16 protein-coding genes are annotated in these 14,976 nt (G+C 45.7%); 6 read left to right on the top strand and 10 right to left on the bottom strand.

Annotated features, from left to right (window positions below; translation table 11 throughout):
- Nucleotides 1-3: 3 nt before the first annotated feature.
- Entirely contained in the window at nt 4-462 is a 459-nt protein-coding gene (locus JOC54_RS01900; RefSeq protein WP_204464036.1) for a FixH family protein, read from the top strand.
- A 45-nt stretch (nt 463-507) separates the two neighbouring features.
- Here the strand turns inward: JOC54_RS01900 and JOC54_RS01895 are convergent, their stop codons facing one another.
- The 8 genes from JOC54_RS01895 to JOC54_RS01865 form a co-directional block, all read right to left on the bottom strand.
- On the bottom strand, nt 508-1,428 hold the full coding sequence (locus tag JOC54_RS01895) for a DMT family transporter (RefSeq protein ID WP_204464035.1): 921 nt from the start codon (nt 1,426-1,428) through the stop codon (nt 508-510).
- Between the two features lie 129 nt (nt 1,429-1,557).
- Entirely contained in the window at nt 1,558-1,812 is a 255-nt protein-coding gene (locus JOC54_RS01890; protein WP_204464034.1) for a hypothetical protein, read from the bottom strand.
- The gene (locus tag JOC54_RS23085; RefSeq protein ID WP_275582662.1) at nt 1,809-1,940 is read right to left on the bottom strand and encodes a hypothetical protein; all 132 of its coding nucleotides are present in this window, start codon (nt 1,938-1,940) and stop codon (nt 1,809-1,811) included. The genes JOC54_RS01890 and JOC54_RS23085 overlap by 4 nt, the downstream gene beginning before the upstream one ends.
- Before the next feature lie 125 nt (nt 1,941-2,065).
- Nucleotides 2,066-3,037 (bottom strand): tRNA dihydrouridine synthase, encoded by a 972-nt coding sequence (locus JOC54_RS01885; RefSeq protein WP_204464032.1) that lies wholly within the window; start codon nt 3,035-3,037, stop codon nt 2,066-2,068.
- A gap of 461 nt (nt 3,038-3,498) precedes the next feature.
- Complete coding sequence (locus JOC54_RS01880) at nt 3,499-4,830, bottom strand: ABC transporter substrate-binding protein (RefSeq protein WP_239586528.1); 1,332 nt, start codon at nt 4,828-4,830, stop codon at nt 3,499-3,501.
- Nucleotides 4,831-4,846: 16 nt separating this feature from the next.
- Entirely contained in the window at nt 4,847-5,680 is an 834-nt protein-coding gene (locus JOC54_RS01875; RefSeq protein ID WP_204464030.1) for a carbohydrate ABC transporter permease, read from the bottom strand.
- 12 nt (nt 5,681-5,692) lie between these two features.
- Nucleotides 5,693-6,604, bottom strand: coding sequence for a carbohydrate ABC transporter permease (locus tag JOC54_RS01870; protein ID WP_204464029.1), 912 nt, complete (start codon nt 6,602-6,604; stop codon nt 5,693-5,695).
- A 21-nt stretch (nt 6,605-6,625) separates the two neighbouring features.
- The gene (locus JOC54_RS01865; protein WP_204464028.1) at nt 6,626-7,735 is read right to left on the bottom strand and encodes a glycoside hydrolase family 88 protein; all 1,110 of its coding nucleotides are present in this window, start codon (nt 7,733-7,735) and stop codon (nt 6,626-6,628) included.
- Nucleotides 7,736-7,855: 120 nt separating this feature from the next.
- Between JOC54_RS01865 and JOC54_RS01860 the strand changes: the two genes are divergently transcribed.
- The 4 genes from JOC54_RS01860 (at nt 7,856) to JOC54_RS01845 (ending at nt 11,922) form a co-directional block, all read left to right on the top strand.
- Nucleotides 7,856-8,722, top strand: a complete 867-nt coding sequence (locus JOC54_RS01860; RefSeq protein ID WP_204464027.1) for an AraC family transcriptional regulator — start codon at nt 7,856-7,858, stop codon at nt 8,720-8,722.
- Nucleotides 8,723-8,824: 102 nt separating this feature from the next.
- Nucleotides 8,825-9,985, top strand: a complete 1,161-nt coding sequence (locus tag JOC54_RS01855) for a Gfo/Idh/MocA family protein (protein ID WP_204464026.1) — start codon at nt 8,825-8,827, stop codon at nt 9,983-9,985.
- 12 nt (nt 9,986-9,997) lie between these two features.
- Nucleotides 9,998-11,089 carry a Gfo/Idh/MocA family protein gene (locus JOC54_RS01850; RefSeq protein ID WP_204464025.1) on the top strand — a complete coding sequence of 364 codons (1,092 nt, stop codon included), beginning with the start codon at nt 9,998-10,000 and terminating at the stop codon, nt 11,087-11,089.
- Nucleotides 11,086-11,922 (top strand): AraC family transcriptional regulator, encoded by an 837-nt coding sequence (locus JOC54_RS01845; RefSeq protein ID WP_204464024.1) that lies wholly within the window; start codon nt 11,086-11,088, stop codon nt 11,920-11,922. Before JOC54_RS01850 ends, JOC54_RS01845 begins: the two co-directional genes overlap by 4 nt.
- A gap of 20 nt (nt 11,923-11,942) precedes the next feature.
- Here JOC54_RS01845 and JOC54_RS01840 read toward each other — a convergent pair whose 3' ends face one another.
- Complete coding sequence (locus tag JOC54_RS01840) at nt 11,943-12,722, bottom strand: sugar phosphate isomerase/epimerase family protein (RefSeq protein ID WP_204464022.1); 780 nt, start codon at nt 12,720-12,722, stop codon at nt 11,943-11,945.
- A gap of 127 nt (nt 12,723-12,849) precedes the next feature.
- Entirely contained in the window at nt 12,850-14,262 is a 1,413-nt protein-coding gene (locus JOC54_RS01835; protein ID WP_204464021.1) for a YcdB/YcdC domain-containing protein, read from the bottom strand.
- A 153-nt stretch (nt 14,263-14,415) separates the two neighbouring features.
- Here JOC54_RS01835 and JOC54_RS01830 point away from each other — a divergent pair, with 153 nt between their 5' ends.
- Entirely contained in the window at nt 14,416-14,970 is a 555-nt protein-coding gene (locus tag JOC54_RS01830; RefSeq protein WP_204464020.1) for a hypothetical protein, read from the top strand.
- The last annotated feature ends 6 nt before the right edge of the window (nt 14,971-14,976 follow it).

Raw genomic sequence — 14,976 nt, 5'->3', positions numbered from 1 at the left:
TTCATGCGGTTACTAGCCACCATCTTATTTTTTACACTCTTTACTTCTGCTTGTTCCTTCACGAGCAGCACCCCCGAGGCGTACTCGGATTTTAAGCCAATTGAAGTCCGCGTCTATTTGCCAGACACAGTAACCGATGGTGGAATCCAGACGATTTACGCCCATGTTTCCCAAGACGGGGAGGACATTATTGACGCTGAACTTGTTCGGTTTGAAGTCTGGTCTTCAACCCACGAGCAGCATGAATGGCTGGGGACGACAAATGAAGGAAACGGCATGTATGCTACCGAGGTCGATTTCACCGAAGAAGGCCTTTATTTTGCCAAAGCGCTCACTCAAGTCGGTGATTTATACGCAATGCCAACAAAACGATTTGCTGTCGGCAAACTCACGCCTGAAGAAGCCGATCAGTTAATTAACGGCAACCAGCAGCCCTATGCAAACGATCACTCCCATCATTAACAAAACGCATAAAAAAAGAGCGAGCCGCTGTCGAGCTCGCTCTTTTTAGCTTATTCGTTGCTCCTTTTCCGAACCAAATGAGCGCTTCTTCCTTGATTCCTGCACGATAACGACGGCCAACAGCACGAAGACCATTCCAAGATACTGCCAGATGCCAAGCTGATCGGAAAACAATAAAAACCCCATGATCGCCGCCACAACCGGCTCGACCGTCGCGATAATGGATGCCCGGCTCGACTCGACATACTGTAACCCTGTCGTATAAAAGATAAAGGCCAGCATCGTTGAGAAAAAGCCAAGCCCAATCACGAGAAGCAATATGCGCCACTCAACAAAATGCTCAGCCATCGTCCAAATACCACTGAACGGGGTGATCGCAAGGGTCGCGAACACAAATGTGTAAAACGTAACCGTAAATGGCTTGTACTTTGCCAAGGCAAACTTGCCAAAAATGCTGTACACCGCATAAAACAAGCCTGATCCCAGTCCAAGAATGATGCCTAAGAGTGAGACTGACCCGTCCAGACTAGGTAAGACACCAACGACAAATGCACAGCCGAGCAGCGTCATAAACAGGGCTATCGCTTTTCTCTGCGTTAACGCTTCTTTAAATAAAATTCGTGAAAAGACCGTCACAAACGCTGGCGCCGTGTAGAGCAGAATTGTCGCGATTGATATAGACGTTTGCTGCATCGCATAAAACAAACATAAATTAAAAAAGACGAAGCTAACGATGCCTGTCCCGACAAATAAGTAGCTGTCTCGCCAATTAATTTTCAGAAATGACCGATTGGTTTTAATCAACGTCAAATACACAAATAAAAAAAGCAATGCTGATCCCGCGCGCAACGTAACGACCTGAACGGGCGTAAACCCAACCTCATATAAGTAAGTAACGAAAACGCCGATGATTCCCCAGAGCACGGCGGCAATCACAATCATCAGATAAGCAAATCGTTTCTCCATTGACCTGTCCTCTTTCTATTTAGACATTCCCACACCCTTAATCATTACATTCCATATGTATGAAACCGGCACGACTTCTAGCTTGGAGTAAAACAGTGTAAAAAAGCAGGTTGTAGCAACTCTGCTTTTTTACAAATCATTAGCTATTTTGCGCCTCAAGCTTATCAAGTCGCTGTTCAATCTCCACTTTCCAAGCCTCAAATTGATGACAACTTGACCACTTTTGATTTTTTCAACCCCGGCAATCTCTTGTCGGATAGCTTTGAGTTCCTGTTCGTGAACACCAAATCGTTGCTCAAGCTTGTCCAGTCGATTGTTGATACTAATTATTTCACGTTTTAACATGCTAACCTCGAGCTTCAATTCTGCAACATCTTCTTTCAACTCCGCAATATCCGCTTTAACTCTCTAATCTCACCTTTCAACTCCGCGATACCCGCTTTAAACTCGCTACGCAAACTCTTAATATCATCGCTGATGCCCATCAAGATGTCCCTTAACTCTTTGTCCACTTCATCGCCCCCTTATTTACGAATAGACCTAGGTATAGATATACGTACCCGCACAATTATGTTGTGTTTAGTATACCATATACGCTGAAAAAAACAGCTTCCAACTGGAAGCTGTTTTACAATTTTTAGACGGTTTGCTCCTCAACTTGAAAAGCATCAAGCAGCGCGCGAACTTCGTCTGTTGATTTGGCATTCATCAACTGGTTGCGTAAATCACTGGCACCACGGAAATCCCGAACATAAATTTTAAAGAAGCGATGCAGCGGCTTAAAGGCGCGCGATTCAATCTGGTGGTATTTGTCGTGAAGGTCAAGCTGTAGACGCAACAGATTTAGCAACTCTTCGCTGCTATGCTCTCTTGCTTCTTTTTCAAACGCAAATGGATTCGTAAAGATGCCGCGGCCAATCATCACGCCGTCCACACCGTACTTCTCCACAAGCTCGAGACCGACTTGACGGTTGGGAATATCGCCATTAATCGTTAAAAGCGTCTCAGGGGCAATCTCGTCACGGAGCTTCTTAATTTCTGGAATCAATTCCCAATGAGCGTCAACCTTGCTCATCTCTTTTTTCGTCCGTAAGTGAATCGATAGGTTGGCAATATCCTGCTTTAAAATATGCGTTAACCAATCGCGCCACTCTTCTACGTACGTATAGCCAAGCCTAGTCTTAACGCTAACCGGTAGGCCACCCGCTTTTGCCGCCTGAATCAGTTCAGCTGCAACTTCCGGACGGCGAATCAAGCCACTGCCTTTTCCATTACCCGCGACGTTTTGCACCGGGCATCCCATATTCAAGTCAATCCCTTTAAAACCTTCTTCTGCCATGCCGATACTCATCTGTCTGTATAGGTCGGGCTTATCCCCCCATATATGGGCAACAATCGGCTGCTCATCCTCGGTAAACGTTAAGCGTCCGCGAACGCTCTGCTTCCCATCAGGATGACAGTAGCTTTCCGAGTTTGTGAACTCCGTGAAAAACACGTCAGGGCTCGCAGCCGAGCTAACGACATGTCGGAACACAACGTCGGTTACGTCTTCCATTGGTGCTAATATAAAAAATGGTCGTGGCAAATCACGCCAGAAATTTTCACTCATTGCTACATTCCTACCTTTTTTCATTTAGTGCTTCTATTAATAGATAGCAATAACTACTACTCTGCTTTTCAAGCTTCTTCCGGAGACAAAAAAAGACCCCGAATTCGATTTTACCGAAACCAGGGGCATTACCGCAAGTTTATTTTCTTTCTATATTGTGAAAAAGCTCCAAATGGTATAATAAAACAAATGTTGAGACAGGATGGATGACGATGTACTTGCTGGCGGTAATCCTTTTAGCGATCGGTTTAATCATGGCTTTGGTTCATATCTTTACAGGGTTTGCTCACGCGAATGAGGTCTTATCCATCGTATATAAAGTGTCACAGTTACTCCTGTTTGCTTCGCTTTTTTTCTTAGTATCTAAAGCGAGTTCTAAAAGGGAAAAGAGTGATGAGTAGGTTTATCATAGAGAGAAGAGATCAATTAAGAATTTAAAACCGCGGCGGTCTACCCTTCTCCTACCTCGACTCAATCCACTCCGTACTCTCCTCTTGCGCTTCTCGTAGTGCTTGCTCAACGGTCATCGTTCCGGTTAGGGCTCCTTCCGCCTTCGCTTGAAGGATGTAGCGTGGCTGCGAAGATGCCCACGGATAGCGCGGCGTGACGGCATTTGTCATTGCTTCAAGCACGGGAATCATTAGCTCCATCTCTTGAATGCTGTCCCATTCGGTCGCTTCTTTTATGACAGGGGTACTGCCCCACTCTTCCCACAGAAAACGCTGAAAGTATTCGCTGGAGCTGAACTTAATAAACTCCCAAGCGAGCTCTTTGTTTTGACTTGTTTCTCCGATTGCTAACGGGCTGCCGGAAAACATGCTGCCGACGCCGTCATTGTTTTTAAAGCTTTGCACAACGGGGAAGCGGTCTTCAAGTCCTTGGGCATAGACGGTTTTCATATTGCCGTTTCCTTGGTTAACGCCGATGGCGATGTTGTTACTTGGAGTTAACCAGCGTTCGTTTCCTTGACCATTTATAAAGCTTTTTGGCATGTATTCGGACAGCTCAATCATCGCTTCAAGCGCCTGGTTCATTTCAGTTGAATTAAAGTTCAGTTCAATCTCTTCCCAGCGTTGCCCGCTGCCCCATTCGCCGCCAAACCCCTCCATAAAGTTGGACAGGGTCAGCGCAGTATCATGCGTTCCCGTGAAGTAAATGCCGTAGTTTTGTTCGCCAGTAACCGGGTTTTCGCCCGTCATTTGCTTAGCTTTTTCCAGCACCTCTTCAACGGTTGGATAGTCAGATAGGGGTTCAACGCCCCACTGTTCAAACAGTTCATTGTCGTATTGAATAAAACGCCCATCTCCGAGTACCGGCAAGGAGTAGATCTCTAGTTCCTCGTCATCTGGTCCGAACGTCATCCAGCCTTCCACAAGATTGTCGTGATAGACGCTTAGATCAAAGTCATCTTCTTCAATAAACGGCTGCAGTGGTTCGAGCAGCCCTTGGGCGGCAAAGTCATTAACCCCCGGCATTTGGTAGACATCCGCTTGACTTCCGGCAATCATCGCTTGCGTATTAGGAACATAATTGCTCCATGGCATAATGACAAAATTAATCGTCACGCCGGGATGCAACCGCTCGAACTCTGCTTTAGCAGCATGTAAACCAGTTGATTTCTCGGCGGTAATCGGGTCGGTTGTATCTTGGTTTTTAAACTCGCCAATCAACGCAATCGTCAGATCGCTCTCTTCCGTTAATTCAGCATCTGTTTCTTCTTCAGGCAGACAACCAGACACCAGTATGAGTGAACTTACAGCAGCTAAAAAAGCAGGTCTACGGATTTTTTTCATCGGACGGTCCTCCCTCCTATTCTTTTAATCCGCTTAAAGCAATGCTTTGAATGATGTAACGCTGCAAAAAGACAAACACGATAATGATTGGCAATACGCTCATTGTGGCAAGCGCCATCGTCATTCCAGCAAGCGATGTTCCGTTTTCTAAGGAAAAGCTCGCTAAAAAGAGCGGAATCGTATGCAGTCGTTCAGCATTTAAAACAACAAGCGGCCAGACAAACTCATTCCAGTTGCCCATAAACGATAAAATGACTAGCGTTGCTGTAATGGGACCAGCGAGGGGGGCGTACACCTGAAAGAATGTTCTGAATTCACTCGCTCCATCGATTTGCGCCGCCTCTCGTAAACTATCAGGGATTTGATCAAAAAACTGCTTTGCTAGAAAAACACCAAAGCCATACAAGATTGATGGTAAAATTACCGGCCAAAACGTGTTCAGTAGCCCCGCCGCATTGAACATCGAGTAAAGCGGGATCAGGCGAGCTTCTATTGGAATCATCATTGTTGCTAGAACGAGGATAAACAATAGCTTCTTTCCTTTAAACCGCCCTTTCGAAAAGGCATAACCGCCAAGAAGTGCCGCTGATACTTGCAGGGCAACCGAACAAAATGTGACGAATCCGGAGTTAAGGTATGCACGAATAATTCGTCCGTTCTCAAACACAAGCTCATAATTAAATACGGAAAAAAGATCAGGAATAAACGTCGGCGGAAAGGGTACTTGGATATTAGCCATACGGTCAAAGCTAATGCTGACCATCCACACAAATGGCGCAACGACAATAATCGCAATAAAGAGTAAAACGACAAACAAAACGACCTGCGCAAGCTTTTGCTGTTTTTTCATCCAGTCCACCTCCTATAGTTTTAACCGCGTTAATTTTAAATTGAGCATCGTAAACAGCAAAATAATAAGGAACAGCAGCACCGTAATCGCCGATGCAATCCCAAACTCAAAGCCGCCAAAGCCTCGTTCATAAATAAGGGCAACCATCGTTTGCAGTGAACGGCTTGGGCTACCTCCCGCTCCGCCAAGAACAAAAATCTCTTGAAACCGCTGCAAACCAGAAATCCAGCCCATAATTAATAGAAAGGCAAATGTACCCTTCATATTTGGAATCGTGATAAAAAGCCACTGCTGTAATGGTGTTGCTCCGTCGATCTCAGACGCTTCATATAATTCTGGCGATATTGCCTGCAAGTTTGCTAGACAGATGATAATGACAAAGCCTATCCAGTGCCAAATCGTAAGTAAAATGACGCCCCATTTTGACGTTGCTGGGTCTGATAACCATGGTGATGGAGGCAAGCCAATTGATTGGAGCACATGATTTATCAAGCCAACTTCAGGCTGGAGCACAAACATAAAGATCATAGCCGCCGCGACAATCGATGTGACGTTCGGCAGGAAAAACAGCACTTTGAATAAGCTTTTAAAGCGGTTAATTCGGTTAATCATGCTTGCCAGTACAAAACCAATTGGTATTGCTAATAACAATTGGAAAAAGGCAATATAAAACGTATTGTAGACCGCATTCCAAAAAGCGTTCTGGCTGAGAACTCGTTCATAATTACTGAGACCGACCCAAGTTTCAATCGTTCCGTTTGAGTTATAAAAACTCAAACGGAACGATTCAAATACCGGGTACAAAATAAAACAAGCAATTCCAAGGAACGTCGGTAACAAAAAGAGATACCAGGTTAGCGTTGATTTAATCGATTTGTTTCGTCTCGTTTGAACATTGGCAGGGACCTGCATTTCTGTTTTCATCTTTTACCCCCGTTTCTCAGATTAAAAGATTCTTCGCTTCCAGCCATTTACTTTGGCGAGTGCTTCCGCAAAATAGTAATCGCCGTAGATGAGTGAAACATTCACATCACGACCGATTGGAAAGTTGCCCGTCGCATCTGTCAAAATCGCTTCCGAGCCTGCCGGAGTAAGTGCATGCGTCGTTAAGCCTTTTAAAATCGATCTTGCTGCCTCGCCGTACAGATGTTTTTCATGAACCGAAACATGGTCTTCTAACTCAAGTAAGCCAGAGGCTGCAATCGCCGCGGCAGAGCTGTCTTTCGGTGGGTTTTTCCGATCGACGCAGCGAAAATCCCATAGAGGAATGAAATCAGCTGGCAAAGCAGCAATGAAGTGGTGCGCAATCTTTTTTGCGGCTGATAAGTACGCTTCCGTGCCAGTATGGCGATACGCATTGGCAAAACCATACAAGGCCCACGCGTTTCCTCTGCTCCAGGCTGAGTCGCTTGCTTCGCCCTGTCCACCAATTGATTCAATAAACGAGCCGTCATATGGATCAAAGGAAAGGATATGGCTCGTGCTCCCGTCTTCCCTCACACCGTATTTCAGCGTTGTATCGGCATGGAGGCTGGCAATCTGGCCATAGCTTGGATCACCAGTGACCTTACTCGCCCAGTAAAGCAACGAGATGTTCATCATGCAGTCAATAATCGCCCAGCCTTTTTTCTCGGAACCGTTCCAAGCTTTAATAAAGCTGCCTGCTGGATTAAAGCGTCCCGCTAAATAATTGGCAGCCTTTAGTCCAATTCTCAGCCCGTCCTCGCTCCCCGTCTGTTCGTAATCCATTACAGCCGTAAGCAGAAATTGAAAACCCACATCATGATGCAGTACAATTGGATGGGCTTCAAAAGCCGCCTCAATTCTTCTGCCCCAGCCTTCTGCTTCTTCACGGTAAGCAACTTCACCTGTCATGTCATGCATGAGCCAAAGCAAGCCCGGGTAAAAACCAGACGTCCACCAGTCAACCTCAAGATCATCATAGCGCCCATCCGTTCCTGTTGCGTGAGGAGATTTCCCACCAATTTGCTGCATCATCTTCATCGTTCTCTCGTTCAGTTGTTCCAACGTCATGCTTGTTTTTGTTGATATCATATTCTTCCTCCTTAAGCAGATCTGAATTTCTTTTATGATAGCGCTTTCAGAAAGAGAAAAGTAATGATACAATGATGAAAAATGTTGTTTTGTTGTTCAAGTGAAGGAGTGCGACGTTGCATGAAAAAACCGTTATTCCAACTAATTCCCGAGCATAAACAAACAATCGACTGGCATAATAATAAGTTATTTTTTCCGGAGGATTACAACGGCTACTATCATTGGCATCAAGGATTTGAACTGTTAATCATCTTTAAAGGTACCGGAAATGTTGTGTTAAATCAGCGCATGACCCCGATTACGAGCAACCGCTTGTTCTTTTTTCAACCGTTTCAATTGCACCACGTTGCACCATTAATCGACACGACCTACGAGCGTGCAACCCTGCATTTCGACCCGATTCACACGGAGAAGATTTTGCAGATGTATCCCTCAATGGTTCCTTTCTTTCATCACATCCAACATGACACATTCCTGCATCAGTTCATTGACTTCGCAGATGACTCCACCTACATCAAGCATCTTTGCAATACATACGACAAAGCGATAAAACATTGTTCCGTCAAAGAACAAAACGACCGCGAAAACCTTCTGCTTATTCAGCTATTAAGCTATGTGCAGCATCGATTCAAGCAGCATTCACCAAACCTCTCGACGCGAACGGTCCATTATGCGGAGCGAATTATGCGTTGGATTGAAGCGCATCTTTCGGAAACGTTTCAACTTGACGAATTGGCTGATGATCTGTATTTATCTAAATCCTACATTTCGAAACTGTTCCGTAAAGAAACAGGCAGCAGCATTACCGATTATTTGACGGCTAGACGAGTGAAGGAAGCCTGTCACCTTTTACAGACAAGTGATTTAGCGCTTGATGCCATCTGCACCCGAATTGGCCTGTCGAACGTGTCTTATTTCATCCAAATGTTTAAACGGGAGACGAATATTACGCCGCATCAGTACCGGCTTGAACACCGTTACCAATGACAACCACGTATAAATGGACGGTGGAATTCCCCAATAAAGAAACAGCCGCTAAGAGCGATCCCCTCTACACTATGGGTACCACAGATAAAAGGAGACGATACAATGGACTTCGTTCGGATTGGTGTGATTGGACTAGGAAATATGGGCACGTCCCATGCATCTTATATTCATAAAGGTGACATTACAGGTGCTCGAATTGGTGCTTTGCTTGAAGAACGCCCAGCCCGCGTGGCAGAATTAAAGCAACATTATGGCGATACGGTTCCTATTTTTGAAAATGAAGACGCTTTCTTTCAATCTGGGTTAATTGACGCTGTTTTAATAGCGACTCCCCACTACAGCCATCCCCGCTTAGCAAAAAAAGCGTTCGCTGCAGGCCTCCATGTACTGTGCGAAAAACCGGCTGGCGTCTTTACGAGCGAAGTGCGGGAGATGAATGAGGCGGCGGCTGAGAGCGGTCTCGTTTTTTCACTTATGTATAACCAGCGAACGAAGCCGATTTATCAAAAGCTACGGGAACTGATTCAAGCCGATAAGCTCGGCAAAATTAGACGAATGAACTGGATTATTACAGACTGGTACCGCTCACAAAGCTACTACGACTCCAGCAGCTGGCGGGCAACCTGGGCAGGAGAAGGCGGTGGCGTTCTCATTAATCAATGCCCTCACCAGCTCGACTTATGGGGCTGGCTGATCGGCAAGGAACCTGCACGCATCCGTTCGTTTTGCTCCTTCGGCAAATACCGTGACATCGAGGTTGAGGATGAGGTTACGGCTTACTTGGAGTATGACGATGGTGCAACAGGTGTATTTATTACCACAACTGGAGAAGCACCAGGGACGAACAGGCTAGAAGTAACAGGCACGAAAGGAAAAGTTGTGATTGAGCACGAAGAACTCTCCTATTGGCAGCTAGAAACGTCCGAACCAGAATTTAACCAGACGTATACAGGCGGGTTTGGAGCGCCAAAGCATACTCAAATCGATGTATCGATCGACCAAGACGGAAACGATCATAAAGGCATTACGCAAAATTTTGTTGATGCGATTTTACATGGTGCGCCTTTGATTGCTCCAGGTCAAGAAGGCATTTACGGCTTAACCTTATCAAACGCGATGCAGCTGTCGACGTGGACCGATTCGTGGGTTCATCTTCCGATCGATGAGCAAGCGTATGAACAACAGCTAAAAAAACGCATTCATGCGTCAACTGGAAAGAAAATTGCCGCCGAGACAACGCTCGATGTGTCTGACAGCCATTAAGGAGGAAATGAAATGACAAACCAGGATGGAATGACCTATGCGCCAAAAGGCAAACCAAGTCGAGTGGTCGAAGAAGGCGACTTTACGTTTGCCGCTATTGCTCTGGATCACGGGCATATTTATGGAATGTGTAACGGCTTAATGGAAGCGGGGGCCGTGCTGAAATCCGTCTACGATCCTGATCCAGTGAAATTGAAGCAGTTTAAAGAGACGTACCCTCATGTACAGGTTTCATCGTCTGAGCAGGAAATCCTGTCTGACCCTGACGTGCAGCTCATTGCTGGGGCAGCCATTCCGTCGGAGCGCGCCGCTCTTGGCATCCGCGTAATGGAAGCAGGCAAAGACTATTTCACGGATAAAACGCCCTTTACCAGTCTTGAACAGCTTGAGCAAGCAAAAATCACTGTCGAACGTACAGGAAAGAAATACATGGTTTATTACAGCGAACGGCTTCACGTTGAGTCCGCCGTTTATGCAGGGCAATTGATCCAGCAGGGCGCGATTGGTGATGTGCTGCAAGTAACTGGCTTTGGACCGCACCGCCTGAATGCGCCAAACAGACCGGCTTGGTTTTTTAAGAAAGAGCAATACGGCGGCATTCTTTGCGATATCGGCAGCCATCAAATTGAACAGTTTTTGTTCTTTAGCGGCTGCACCGATGCCCGCGTTCTCCACAGCAAAGTGGCGAACTATACGAACCCTGACTACCCTGAGCTTGAAGATTATGGGGACGCTACGCTGCTCGGCAATACCGGTGCGACTCAGTATTTTCGCGTAGACTGGCATACGCCGGACGGATTAAGTACATGGGGCGATGGGCGGACATTTATTACCGGTACAAAAGGAACGATCGAGCTGCGAAAATACGTTGACCTAGCGCGGGAAAAGAGCGGAGATCATCTTTATCTAGTAAACGAGGATGGTGAACAACATTTCTCACTTGCTGGCAAGGTCGGCTTTCCGTTCTTCGGCGAACTAATCTTGGATTGCCTAAACCGCACGGAACAGGCGATGACGCAGGACCATGCCTTTAAAGCGGCAGAACTGTGCCTACTCGCCCAGCTACAAGCTGAGCACATCTTTCCACAGGAGCGGGTCCGATGAGCGGACCCCTCTCTCTTACACCTATGTTTAACTTTAACTATATGGAGGATCATAAAGACGAGCAGAGCCTCACGTTTCATTCGCATGAACAAGCGGAAATTTATTATTTTCACCACGGTAAGTGTACGTATTTAATCGGAGATCAAATTCTCCAACTTGCGCCCGGCGATTTGATTTTAATGAACGGACTGACGCTCCACTGCCCGAAGCTGTTTCAAGCTCATCCTTACGTTCGCTCAACACTGCATTTTGATCAGGCATCATTTCAACGAATTTTCACCACCATGGGCCACCCCCATATGCTCAGCCCATTTGCCCAAGTAAAACCACTGCGCCTCTCCTTCCGTGGCTCAGCGAAAGAGGAAGTGGAACAGAAGTTGGCTCAGCTCCATGAGAGCCGGGACGGTGATTCCGCTCGGTTTCAATTGGCATTTATGGATTTACTAGCGCTGCTCTCCTCCTATTGGGGCGACGAGCGAGAAGAAGCACCTGAATTAACGAGCCAGAAGGAAAAAACGGTGCAGGCAATCGTTTCATTCATTGAGGCTCATTATCACGAAGACCTTCGCCTTGAAGCGATTGAAGAAGCGCTTCATATGAGCAAGTACCATCTTGCCAAAGTCTTTAAAGAGATGACCGGCGTTACGATTTTTAAGTATTTGTACCAGCGCCGAATCAATCAAGCAAAAATCGCATTTCTCGTAAGCCAAGCAAGCGTAACGGATATTTGTTACCAAGTTGGGTTTAATTACCCGTCTCATTTCACCAAGGTCTTTAAACAACTAACAGGCTTGACGCCTGAACAATACAGGCGCCAAGCCGCAGCGGAGTAAGCTGGCGAACGAAAACCGGCTTACTTATTTGCTTTTTCTTGCGCTAGCTCATCTGCATAGCGCTGAAGATTTGTAAGGCTGAGCTGAAGGCTTTGCATTGGTGGTCCTTTACAAACATCTTGCTCAACCACATACCACTCAATCCCGTGCTGTTCGCCCCATCTTAAAATAGGGAGAAAATCAAGCGAACCTTCCCCGACCTCCGCAAACGTCTGCTCCTCATCCGTTGTCATATCTTTCAGATGAATGATCGGCATTCTGCCTGAATACGGCTGAAGATAAGTAAGCGGATCTTGCCCACCCTTTGCGACCCAGTACACATCAATTTCCGCTAGAATACGATTGTCTTTACTAGGTTCCAGTAAAAACGCCAACGCATCCTGCCCATCAACCTCTGTCTCAAACTCAAACGCATGATTGTGGTAGCCAATTCGCATATCCGGAGCAAAGCGGGCAGCGTCGTTTAACACGCGCTTCACTTCGCGGTAACCCGCTTCAGTTTGCAGCGATTCTGGTAAATACGGACAAAACAAATCAGTTGTCCCGTATCGCTGTGCCTCTTGTCGAACAAGGTCTAGCTCATTTGCCAACCGATCAAATGGAATGTGCATGCCCGCGCAGGCGACGTTATTCTTCTGTAAATGAAACGCCACTTCATCCGGATCATAGCCGGCTGGCAGTCCCGATAACTGAAGCCCCGCATACCCCATTTCCGCTACTTCCTTGAACACAGGTCCAATACCCGCTGTTTTTAACTCATCTCGAACGGTGTATAACGTTGCTGCGAACTTGTTTTTCATACTCTAAGCCCCTCTCCTCTTTCCTTTTACTATAAAGAAACGGCTTGATGAGCGCTTTTTTCTGGTTGGCATAGCGTGGAGTTGATTAGCACGGGGTTGCTGAAAAGGGCCGTTTTTTTACCTAGCGTTACTCCATATCACTTACATCACTTACGAACAGCACGTCTCCATCACTCATCTCGTTTTCCACATAGACAAATCTGCCCGAATGAGCATCAACCCCATCAGCATTCTGAGCTTGTTCTGAGTAGGCAGGAATATAAGACAGTGAATAGGTGTAGACGCCATCTTGATTCCATTCTCCAACAAAGCGGAGTTCCATCTCTAGCTGTTGGGTGTAAATAGCCTTCGCTTCTTCTTCATTCATAGATGGTATCGCTTGAACCTTATTAAGCTGATCGATAGGAGGGTTATCAAACAGAAAATAAATGATGTTGCCTGTGCTGAGACTGACTTCACAATAGGATACAGCTTGATCGACTCGTACACCGTTATGGAAATAATGAAAGTAGAACGTCACGGTTGGCTCAGTCAGCTGTTCATCATCGTCTTCAAATATGGATTTGTCTACTGCCTCAATCCGCATCGATTCTTTTGTTTGCGGATAGACGTGCTGCAACAAGGCAATCGCCTTTTCCCTAGCTTGATCAAGCCCAATTTTTCTGCGATTCATCGGGCTCGTTTCCCAATTCGATACCTGCAGCAGTGTGCCTGTTTCTTGATCAAAAGCGAGCTTAATGATTCCAGCATCGACCGCTTCCAGCTCAAATGAATAGCCTCCTGATTGAATCTCCAATCTGGACCATAATTCAACCCTTCTACCATCCATGACTTGCTTGTCGAGGAGTTGGTAAGCAGATGTGATGCCGATTTGTTCATAGAGCGTTAACTCGCTTTTGGGGACATCTAGCACTCTCTCTTCTATTAAAGAAGACTCATGTAAACTAGCAGAAAACGTTCCATCAATTGGAATGTCAAGCAGCTGCTCGTTTACTTGGTAGACTAGTTGAAACGCGGTTTGATCAACTTTTAAGACTGTTAATTCAAAAGAAAGAGCATCCAAAAACTGCTGGAGTGCAGTTTCTGAATCAATTAGCTGATCCGTATAATTGATTTTGTATGTATGAGCATTTCGGTTAAAAGAACGTATCTCTCCTTCAAGAGATAGCTCAAGTGAATACCCAGAGTTAGGAAGAAAAAGACCGTGCTTTGCTTCTCTCAATTTATACGAAAGCAAATAAGCATTGTTTAATTCTGTGAAAGCGTAGAGTTCAATTCCCTGTCTGTTTGGATAAAATGCATCTAAGAAAGCTTCTGCTTGCTGCTCAATATCTGCTCTTTTTAACCGAGGCTCCGTTTGCTTCTCTACCGAACTATGAAACGATTCTAGGTCTCCATCGCGATTCACTAAAACATAACCAACACCAGTTTGGCCATTTCGTATTTCATATGTCTCTTCTTCCTCTTCACCACGCGATGCTTTAATTGGGACTGCAAAAAATGGCTGCAGCTTTGTTACGATCGGTTCGATTGTCCGCATCCCCCTTCTATTACAGCTGTGTCAATATGCTTATCATACTGCTAAAGGGCACACTTGCCTAGAAAGAATGGTCCGGCAAATGCTGAAAATAAGTTTCAGAAACTGTGAACTAGGAAATAAATCAGTAAATTCAATTAAATAAAGGAGAATTCTATGAATGGCACATGTATCCAGAAAGCAGGCCCTATCGAAGTTTTTTTGAACCAAAGAAGCCAGAGAGCGAGCTCGATTAGCAAGTCTGCGAAAAGCCCCCTCCTATTCGTTGTCCTCAGTTCATTCCTGCTAGCTGGCTGTGCGGAGGAAGACGATGAGATACCTAGTCTCATGCTAGAAAGCGCGGAACAGCTAAAAGAACACTTAATGGAGAACTATGACTTTACCCTGCTGATAGTGACTGAGAATGAGGAAAAGAAGGTCGGAGCTCAGTTCAGTCATACGGGCATTCGTCCAATCGAAGTGACTGAAACGTCAGAAGGGCTTCGCTTAGACATTCTCGGTGCCTATTATGATATGCCAGGTGTTGAATTCGTCTACGAAAGCGTTGAAAACTTCACCTATCATTTGGACATTGCCAATGAAAGTATGAGAAATTTTAGTGAGATGGATTATCAACTAAACTCAGATTACCGCTTTGATTTTTATCGAACGGATGAAAGTGCAGAGATTCCTGAGATGCATTCTTTTGAGGTGATTGGTGAGGATTTCTAATGTTCA

It is taken from the genome of Shouchella xiaoxiensis (genome assembly GCF_016907895.1).
Classification (GTDB): domain Bacteria; phylum Bacillota; class Bacilli; order Bacillales; family Bacillaceae_D; genus Shouchella; species Shouchella xiaoxiensis.
This window is presented reverse-complemented; position numbering and strand designations above follow the sequence as displayed.

Excerpts from the sequence above, each read along its gene's own strand:
- JOC54_RS01900 (WP_204464036.1), top strand. The coding sequence starts at position 4 with ATGCGGTTACTAGCCACCATCTTATTTTTTACACTCTTTACTTCTGCT.
- JOC54_RS01895 (WP_204464035.1), bottom strand. The coding sequence starts at position 1,428 with ATGGAGAAACGATTTGCTTATCTGATGATTGTGATTGCCGCCGTGCTC.
- JOC54_RS01885 (WP_204464032.1), bottom strand. The coding sequence starts at position 3,037 with ATGAGTGAAAATTTCTGGCGTGATTTGCCACGACCATTTTTTATATTA.
- JOC54_RS01880 (WP_239586528.1), bottom strand. The coding sequence starts at position 4,830 with ATGAAAAAAATCCGTAGACCTGCTTTTTTAGCTGCTGTAAGTTCACTC.
- JOC54_RS01875 (WP_204464030.1), bottom strand. The coding sequence starts at position 5,680 with ATGAAAAAACAGCAAAAGCTTGCGCAGGTCGTTTTGTTTGTCGTTTTA.
- JOC54_RS01870 (WP_204464029.1), bottom strand. The coding sequence starts at position 6,604 with ATGAAAACAGAAATGCAGGTCCCTGCCAATGTTCAAACGAGACGAAAC.
- JOC54_RS01865 (WP_204464028.1), bottom strand. The coding sequence starts at position 7,735 with ATGATATCAACAAAAACAAGCATGACGTTGGAACAACTGAACGAGAGA.
- JOC54_RS01860 (WP_204464027.1), top strand. The coding sequence starts at position 7,856 with ATGAAAAAACCGTTATTCCAACTAATTCCCGAGCATAAACAAACAATC.
- JOC54_RS01855 (WP_204464026.1), top strand. The coding sequence starts at position 8,825 with ATGGACTTCGTTCGGATTGGTGTGATTGGACTAGGAAATATGGGCACG.
- JOC54_RS01850 (WP_204464025.1), top strand. The coding sequence starts at position 9,998 with ATGACAAACCAGGATGGAATGACCTATGCGCCAAAAGGCAAACCAAGT.
- JOC54_RS01845 (WP_204464024.1), top strand. The coding sequence starts at position 11,086 with ATGAGCGGACCCCTCTCTCTTACACCTATGTTTAACTTTAACTATATG.
- JOC54_RS01840 (WP_204464022.1), bottom strand. The coding sequence starts at position 12,722 with ATGAAAAACAAGTTCGCAGCAACGTTATACACCGTTCGAGATGAGTTA.
- JOC54_RS01835 (WP_204464021.1), bottom strand. The coding sequence starts at position 14,262 with ATGCGGACAATCGAACCGATCGTAACAAAGCTGCAGCCATTTTTTGCA.
- JOC54_RS01830 (WP_204464020.1), top strand. The coding sequence starts at position 14,416 with ATGAATGGCACATGTATCCAGAAAGCAGGCCCTATCGAAGTTTTTTTG.